Source organism: Granulicella sp. dw_53 (assembly GCF_018449545.1).
GTDB lineage: Bacteria > Acidobacteriota > Terriglobia > Terriglobales > Acidobacteriaceae > Edaphobacter.
On record NZ_JAAVUR010000054.1, the window covers coordinates 1 to 420 of the forward strand.

The 420-nt window shown below is 59.0% G+C and carries 1 pseudogene; it reads left to right on the top strand.

Annotated features, from left to right (window positions below):
* Window positions 1-207: 207 nt before the first annotated feature.
* Window positions 208-420 (top strand): annotated as a pseudogene (locus tag HB393_RS24935) (IS110 family transposase); the annotation flags it as partial.

Sequence of the window (420 nt, forward strand, 5' to 3'; positions counted from 1 at the left end):
AAATTTGTCATCCTTGTATCTCTATATGAGTGGCGGTAAGACTGTAAGTCAGAGGGGGGAACCGTTTTTCTGGTTCCCCACGGGCGTGCGGCATCCGTTCATCCTGAGGTGGTTTTGCCACCGTCGCTCAGCGAGGAACCGCATCCCAGGTTGCGTCCGACCGAACAGTCGCCCGACTCTCCAGTCGCACTTACAAGGCAGGTTACCGTGACCCGGATTATTTGTGGAGTGGATATCTCATCAACCTCGCTTGCAGCCCGTATCGGCTCTCGCGGCGCCCAGGACAGCTTCGCCAACACCCCAGCCGGCATCGCCTCGCTGGCCAGCTTCTGCCACCATCATCACGTCGAACTGGTGGCCATGGAAGCCACCGGCGGCTACGAAAGACAGGCCTTCACCCGTCTCTGGGAGCTTGGTCTG